This is a genomic window from Streptomyces sedi, assembly GCF_006335015.1.
GTDB lineage: Bacteria > Actinomycetota > Actinomycetes > Streptomycetales > Streptomycetaceae > Streptomyces > Streptomyces sedi.
Window position 1 is genome coordinate 54159 of the sequence record NZ_VDGT01000029.1, and the last position, 6744, is coordinate 60902.

8 protein-coding genes and 1 pseudogene are annotated in these 6744 nt (G+C 72.2%); 5 read left to right on the forward strand and 4 right to left on the reverse strand.

The window, feature by feature from the left end; all coding sequences use genetic code 11:
• Positions 1-208 precede the first annotated feature (208 nt).
• Entirely contained in the window at positions 209-1372 is a 1164-nt protein-coding gene (gene mnmA, locus FH715_RS26465; RefSeq protein ID WP_139649753.1) for a tRNA 2-thiouridine(34) synthase MnmA, read from the reverse strand.
• 92 nt (positions 1373-1464) lie between these two features.
• Positions 1465-2634: a cysteine desulfurase family protein gene (locus tag FH715_RS26470; RefSeq protein WP_139649755.1), complete on the reverse strand. Its 1170-nt coding sequence runs from the start codon at positions 2632-2634 to the stop codon at positions 1465-1467.
• Positions 2635-2759: 125 nt separating this feature from the next.
• On the opposite strand from FH715_RS26470, the gene FH715_RS26475 reads away from it, so the two are divergent.
• The gene (locus FH715_RS26475; RefSeq protein WP_139649757.1) at positions 2760-3458 is read left to right on the forward strand and encodes an N-acetylmuramoyl-L-alanine amidase; all 699 of its coding nucleotides are present in this window, start codon (positions 2760-2762) and stop codon (positions 3456-3458) included.
• Positions 3459-3471: 13 nt separating this feature from the next.
• Here the strand turns inward: FH715_RS26475 and FH715_RS28425 are convergent, their stop codons facing one another.
• Positions 3472-3648 carry a hypothetical protein gene (locus FH715_RS28425; protein ID WP_170184842.1) on the reverse strand — a complete coding sequence of 59 codons (177 nt, stop codon included), beginning with the start codon at positions 3646-3648 and terminating at the stop codon, positions 3472-3474.
• A gap of 498 nt (positions 3649-4146) precedes the next feature.
• A pseudogene (locus FH715_RS29475) lies at positions 4147-4788 on the reverse strand (peptidoglycan recognition protein family protein); the annotation flags it as partial.
• A 238-nt stretch (positions 4789-5026) separates the two neighbouring features.
• On the opposite strand from FH715_RS29475, the gene FH715_RS28430 reads away from it, so the two are divergent.
• From FH715_RS28430 to FH715_RS26495, 4 genes are all read left to right on the forward strand, one after another.
• Positions 5027-5164, forward strand: a complete 138-nt coding sequence (locus tag FH715_RS28430) for a hypothetical protein (RefSeq protein ID WP_170184843.1) — start codon at positions 5027-5029, stop codon at positions 5162-5164.
• Between the two features lie 25 nt (positions 5165-5189).
• Entirely contained in the window at positions 5190-5798 is a 609-nt protein-coding gene (locus FH715_RS26485) for an endonuclease/exonuclease/phosphatase family protein (protein ID WP_281290785.1), read from the forward strand.
• A 101-nt stretch (positions 5799-5899) separates the two neighbouring features.
• Entirely contained in the window at positions 5900-6436 is a 537-nt protein-coding gene (locus FH715_RS26490) for a DUF4158 domain-containing protein (RefSeq protein WP_170184844.1), read from the forward strand.
• Positions 6379-6660 (forward strand): Tn3 family transposase, encoded by a 282-nt coding sequence (locus tag FH715_RS26495; protein WP_170184845.1) that lies wholly within the window; start codon positions 6379-6381, stop codon positions 6658-6660. Before FH715_RS26490 ends, FH715_RS26495 begins: the two co-directional genes overlap by 58 nt.
• The last annotated feature ends 84 nt before the right edge of the window (positions 6661-6744 follow it).

Genomic DNA, 6744 nt, shown 5'->3' on the forward strand with positions numbered 1-6744 from the left:
GGGCTGGTCGACTACGGAGCCTCGTGGCCAGGTGAGTTGTCGTCCTCACCCCGGCGCGGAGTTGCTCGCGCGGTTCCCCGCGCCCCCAAGCCGCCCACCGGCGTGAAGGGGCGCGGGGAACTGCGCGCATGCTGAGTGGCGGGCCGCACACGACCATCACACCGGCGGCACCGCGGCGGGCTGTCGCCCCCGGCCCCCGGCGGAGCGGTCAGCGAGCCGCCGTCGTGTGCGCGATGGTGCCGGAGCCGACGACGCGGGTGCCGTCGTAGAGGACAACCGCCTGGCCGGGGGCGACGCCGCGCACCGGGGCGTCGAAGGCGACGCGCAGCTCGCCGTCCACCACCTCCGTCGTCACCGGTGTCTCCGCGCCGTGCGCGCGCAGCTGGGCCGTGTAACGGCCGCTGCCCTCGGGGGCGGTGCCGCCGCACCAGCGGGGGCGGATCGCGGTGAGCGCGGCGATGTCCAGTGCCTCGGCGGGGCCGACGGTGACCGTGTTCTCCACCGGGGAGATGTCCAGCACGTACCGGGGCTTGCCGTCGGCCGTCGGGTGGCCGATGCGCAGCCCGCGCCGCTGCCCGACGGTGAAGCCGTGGGCGCCCTGGTGGGTGCCGAGCTTGGTGCCGTCCTGGTCGAGGATGTCGCCCTCAGCCGAGCCGAGGTGGCGCGCGAGGAAGCCCTGGGTGTCGCCGTCGGCGATGAAGCAGATGTCGTGGCTGTCGGGCTTGCGCGCGACGGCGAGGCCCCGGCGCTCGGCCTCCGCCCTGATCTCGTCCTTGGTGGCGCCGGTGTCGCCCAACGGGAAGAGCGCGTGCGCCAGTTGACGGTCGTCGAGGACGCCGAGCACATAGCTCTGGTCCTTGGCCTGGTCGTGGGAGCGGTGCAGCTCGCGCCGCCCGTCGTCGGTCAGCCGGACGGTGGCGTAGTGGCCGGTGCAGACGGCGTCGAAGCCGAGGGCCAGCGCGCGGTCCAGCAGCGCGGCGAACTTGATCTTCTCGTTGCAGCGCAGGCACGGGTTGGGGGTGCGGCCGGCCCGGTACTCGTCGATGAAGTCGTCGACCACCTCGGCGCGGAAGCGCTCCGCCAGGTCCCACACGTAGAACGGGATGCCGATCACGTCGGCGGCGCGGCGCGCGTCGCGGGAGTCCTCGACGGTGCAGCAGCCGCGCGCTCCGGTGCGGAAGGACTGGGGGTTGGCGGAGAGCGCGAGGTGGACGCCGGTCACCTCGTGTCCGGCCTCGACCGCCCTGGCCGCGGCGACCGCCGAGTCGACGCCGCCTGACATGGCGGCGAGCACGCGCAGTCGGGGCCCCGTGCGGGGGCCGGTGGGGGCACCGGGGAAGGCGTCGGGGGCAGCACCGGGAGTCTCAGTCATAGCCCGTCCAGGGTACGACCCCCCACTGACAGCACGCCCCCGCCGGTGGGTCAGCGGAGGGCCGGTGCGGCACGCGGCCCGGGCGGGGGCCGTCAGCTCAGGCCGGCGGCCCTGGCCCTGGCGACGGCCGGGCCGATGGCCTCGGCGACGGCCGTGACGTCGGCCGCCGTGGAGGTGTGGCCGAGGCTGAACCGCAGGGTGCCCCTGGCCAGCTCGGGGTCGGCGCCGGCGGCCAGCAGCACATGGCTGGGCTGGGCCACTCCCGCCGTGCAGGCGGAGCCGGTGGAGCACTCGATGCCCTGGGCGTCGAGCAGCAGCAGCAACGCGTCGCCCTCGCAGCCGGGGAAGGCGAAGTGCGCGTTGGCGGGGAGCCGCCCGTCCGGGTCGGGGTCGCCGTTGAGCACCGCGTCGGGCACGGCCTCCCGCACCCGGGCCACCAGCTCGTCGCGGAGCGCGCCGACGCGGCGGGCGAACGCGGACCTTCGCTCCACGGTGAGCCGGGCAGCGGTGGCGAAAGCGGCGACGGCCGGCACGTCCAGGGTGCCGGAGCGCACCTCGCGCTCCTGGCCGCCGCCGTGCAGCACGGGGACGGGGGTGGCTTCCCTGGTGAGCAGCAGCGCGCCCACGCCGAGCGGGCCGCCGATCTTGTGGCCGGAGACGGTGAGGGCGGTGAGCCCGGAAGCGGCGAAGTCGACGGGCAGCTGACCGACGGCCTGTACCGCGTCGGCGTGCAGCGGGACGTCGAACTCGGCGGCGACCGCGCTCAGTTCGGCGACCCGCTGGACGGTGCCGATCTCGTTGTTGGCCCACATCACGGTGGCCAGGGCCACCTCGTCGGGGGCCCGCTCGATGGCGCTCCTCAGGTCCTCGGGGCGCACCCGGCCGAGCGCGTCGACGGGCAGCCACTCGACGACCGCGCCCTGGTGGTCGGCGAGCCAGTGGACCACGTCGAGCACCGCGTGGTGCTCGACCGGGCTGGCCAGCAGCCGGCGGCGCCGGGGGTCGGCGGCGGTGCGGGACCAGTAGAGCCCCTTGACGGCGAGGTTGTCCGCCTCGGTGCCGCCGGAGGTCAGGACCACCTCGCTGGGGCGGGCGCCGAGCGCGGCGGCCAGCTCCTCCCGGCCCTCCTCCACCGCGCGCCTGGCCCGGCGGCCGGCGGCGTGGAGCGCGGAGGCGTTGCCCGTCAGTCCGAGATGGGCGGTCATCACCTCCTGCGCTTCGGGGAGCATCGGGGTGGTGGCGGCGTGGTCGAGGTAGGGCATGGTGGGGCCAATTCTATGAGCCGTTCTCCGAGCCGGCCGGGGGCGCCTTCCATGAGCCGGCGCACAGCCGGCCCGCGGGCGGAACCCCGGCGGACCATCGGCCGTTCTTCGGGACGGAGGCGCGCATGGGTGAGGACACGGGGGACCGGCAGAGCACGGAGCGTCGCTCCGACCTGCCGCGCAGGGCGCTGCTGGTCGGCGGGACGGCGGGGGTGGTCGGGCTCGGCTTCGCCAACCGGGACCGGCTCAACGCCTGGTGGTGGCGGTACTCGGGCACCCGGGTGCACCGCGAGGAGGGTGAGGTGGATCACCCGGGCGCGGAGTGGGTGCCGGCGCACAGCGCCAACTACCGGACGGCCAACCGACCCAGGGACTTCACGGTGGACCGGGTGGTGATCCACATGCCGGAGGCGGACTACGACGTGACGCTGCGGGTCTTCCAGGACCCCTCGCACGGCGCGGCCACCCACTACGTGGTCCGCTCCTCGGACGGCCATGTCGCGCAGCTGGCCAGGGAGTTGGACGTGGCCTACCACGCCGGCCACCGGGCGTTCAACGAGCGCAGCGTCGGCATCGAGCACGAGGGGTGGGCGGACCGGCCCGAGTATCTGACGGACGAGATGTACGCCTCCTCGGCGCGGCTGGTCGCGGGGATCTGCGCGCGGCACGACATCCCGGTCGACCGCGAGCACATCGTCGGCCACAACGAGGTGCCCGAGGTGGTGCGTGTCTGCCCCGGGCCGCACTGGGACTGGGACCGCTATCTGGCGATGGTCGCCGAGGCCGCGGCCGAGGGGCCCGACGAGGCACCCGACGGCGCGTAGCCCCGGCCGCGGGTCAGCTGAGGGTGCCAAGGCGGGTCAACTCCTGGGCACAGCGGCGGGCGTCGGCCTCACGCTCGAAGAGGGCGGCCCGCAGCTCCTGACTGTCCGGGTCGGGTACATGAGCCAGATGGCCCTCGTCGGAGACCACGTACCAGCCGCGGGTCTCACTGTGGCGTGCTTCGTAGCGCATGGTGACCAACGTAGTACCCACCGCTGACAATCGGCCGGGGCGTGGTCGTCAGGTGCCCCAGTAGAGCGTCTCGGCGCGCAGATAGGTGACGTCGATCGGCTCGTCCCCGTGGTGGGCCAACTCGACGCGCAGCCGCCGCGATCCGGAGAGATGGCCGTTCCACGCGTAGGTGAAGTGGGCGTCGCCGCCGTCGTGCACCGGGGAGTTGATCGGCATCCCGCCGCTGCGCTCCCAGCCTCCGCCCTTCTTCTCCGCGTAGTGCGCCACCCGGATCTGGAGCTCCTGGCCCCGGCTGAGCCCGGAGGCCCGCACCGCGACGGTGGTGGAGTAGAAGCAGGCGCCGAAGGCGATGGACGGCTCGGCGTCCTTGGTCTGCCACTCCTTGCCGTCGTGCTTCCGGTCGAACCTGACGGTCGTCCAGGAGCCCGGCTCCAGGGTCTGCGTGTAGTCGCCGGTGGTGCCGTACAGGGTCCGCTTGGGCACGTCGTCCTCCTCTGCGGGCGGCGCGGAGCCGCCCGGACTCCAACCCGCCTCGTTCTTCAGGCGTTCGCTGACCCGCTTGCGAATGTCGCCCATGGAGACTCCGGGGCCGCGCGGGTCGACCTTCCCCGGCTGCCATTCGACATGGCCGATGACGGAGGTGTCCCCGGACTTTCCCCAGCCGTGCGCGCGGCAGATCGCCGCCGAGGCGCGGACGATGGCCTCGACCTGGGCGGCGGGCCAGGGGTCCTTGTTGTCCCCGAGGTTGACGCATTCGAATCCGTAGAAACGGGCGTTGCCGTCGGTGTCCGCCTTCTTGTCGGCAGGCAGGGCGCGTTCGTCGATCACCGCCTGGAGCACGTCGCCGTCGCCCGAACCGGCGTGGTTGGCCCGGCCGTTGCCGACGAGGTACACGGTGCCGTCCTTGGCGATCACACCGTGGCAGAGCGGTCCCGGCAGGTCGGATCTGCCCTTGTAGCAGAGGTCGACCGAGCCGGAGGTGCCCGAGGTGACGGTGTGATGGATCATCACCCCGTGCACCGGGCCCCAGGCGCCGGCGCCGTTGCGATTGTGGGTGCGCCAGCTCTCGTGTTCGACGATTTTCACACCCTCGTCCTTGAGGGCTCTCACCAGTTTGTCGGCGGAGAGCGGAGATGCCATGTGGTGACCCTCCTGGAATTCCTCGACTCTCCCGCAGAGTATTCCCGTTGGGGCCTTCGGCACGCTCACTGTCCGAGGTTCCCCGAGGTTGTCCATCGCCTTTCCGCTTCCGTTCGGACGTCGCCGGTGTGGGCTCGGGGAAGTTTCGCCGCTGTTCGGTCGGGCGTCGTTTCCACTCTCCGGGCGCCACACGAACGGGGACGACAGTCCTGCCCGAGCCCCTACCAAGGAGGAACGTATGGCTGTGACACGGAGAACGGTGCTGGGCGCGGCCGGAGCCGGCGGGCTGGTGACGGCGGGCGCCGCGTGGCAGGCGCCGGGGGCGCGGGCGCTGGAGGCGAACGCGGAGGAGCGCGGTCAGGGGCGCGCGGGGTGACCGGCTGCACGTCGTCTCGTTCAACATTCGGATGGACGCCGAGGCGGCGCCGGGGACGCCGGACTCCTGGACCGACCGCCGCCCGGTGCTGGCCCGCTTTCTGGCACGCGAGCGGCCCACCGTGCTCGGCGTGCAGGAGGCGCTGTACCACCAGGTCAAGCAGGTGGACGCGGACCTGCCCAAGGGCTACGACTGGATCGGGCTCGGCCGGGAGGGCGGCGGTCGGGGCGAGTTCATGGGCATCTACTACGACGCCGACCGGCTGGAACCGCTCGACTTCGACCACTTCTGGCTGTCGGACACCCCGAACGTGATCGGTTCCGCCAGCTGGGGTAACTCGGTGATCCGGATGACGACCTGGGCGCGCTTCCTCGACCGCCGCACGGAGCGCGAGTTCATCCACGTCAACACGCACTTCGACCACCAGTCGGAGAACGCGAGGCAGCGCTCGGCCGCCCTGGTCGCTGAGCGGATCGCCGGCTTCGGGCCCGACGTGCCCGTGGTACTGACCGGTGACTTCAACACCCCGGCCGGCTCCTCCGAGTCCTACCGGCTGCTGGTCACCGAGGGCGGCCTCGTCGACACGGCCCTGTTCTCCCGAAGCTGCCGCGAAGTGACAAGTAGCTCTCTGTAGCGGATCTGGGGTGCGCTTGTCAGCGTTTTCGACCTTCTGGGTTCATCGGGGGCCGTGCTCGGCGACCTTGGTCCGGTCATGACGACCGGAAGGAGCCCGGGGTGCGGCAGGAGTGGGAGCCGGAGGACCTGATCGAGGTCTGGACGCTGCTGGAGGAGGACCAGGAGCGGTTGCGGGACAAGTCGGGGGCGAACCGGTTGGGGTTCGCGCTGTTCCTGAAGTTCTTCGAGGTCGAGGCCCGGTTCCCGGAGAACGCCGAGGAGATCCCGGCGCCGGCGGTGGCGTACGTCGCCCAGCAAGTGAAGGTGTCTGCCGAGGAGTGGGCGGCGTACGCCTGGGCGGGGCGGGCGATCAAGCGGCACCGGGTGGAGATCCGGGGCGCGTTCGGGTTCCGCGAGTGCACGGAGGAGGACCAGGCCCAACTCGCCGAGTGGCTGGCGGTGGAGCTGTGCGGGGTGGAGTTGTCGAGGGACCGGCTGGCGGAGGCGGTGGTGGCCCGCTGCCGCAAGGACCGGCTGGAGCCGCCGACGCCGGGGCGTATCGCCCGCCTGGTGGGGTCGGCGGTCAGAGCCTCCAGGTCGTGGAGAACTGGAACAGCGCCAACCACGATCTGTTCTACGGCAAGGACGGCGACCTGACCGGCTCCCACAAGGAGTCCCAGGAGGTATCCATGCTCGCCCTGCACCTGCTCCAGTCCGCCCTGGTCCACGTCAACACCTTGCTGCTCCAGGACGTCCTGAGCGAGGAGAAGTGGCAGAAGAGGCTCACCGACGCCGACCGGCGGGCCCTGTCCCCGCTGTTCTGGACCCACGTGAACCCTTATCTGGACGTTTTGTGTGGCTGGCCACTGGACGGGTCTTGAGGTTCACGAGCGCTCATAGAGCCTTGCTGGCACTCTCTTCTTATGGATGCTGGGACTTCAGCGGTTCTGGGTGCCGGGGTGGGA

Bases quoted from the DNA above. Each gene is read 5' to 3' on its own strand.
- mnmA (WP_139649753.1), bottom strand. From the start codon at position 1,372: ATGACTGAGACTCCCGGTGCTGCCCCCGACGCCTTCCCCGGTGCCCCC.
- FH715_RS28425 (WP_170184842.1), bottom strand. From the start codon at position 3,648: ATGCGCTACGAAGCACGCCACAGTGAGACCCGCGGCTGGTACGTGGTC.
- FH715_RS26470 (WP_139649755.1), bottom strand. From the start codon at position 2,634: ATGCCCTACCTCGACCACGCCGCCACCACCCCGATGCTCCCCGAAGCG.
- FH715_RS26475 (WP_139649757.1), top strand. From the start codon at position 2,760: ATGGGTGAGGACACGGGGGACCGGCAGAGCACGGAGCGTCGCTCCGAC.
- FH715_RS28430 (WP_170184843.1), top strand. From the start codon at position 5,027: ATGGCTGTGACACGGAGAACGGTGCTGGGCGCGGCCGGAGCCGGCGGG.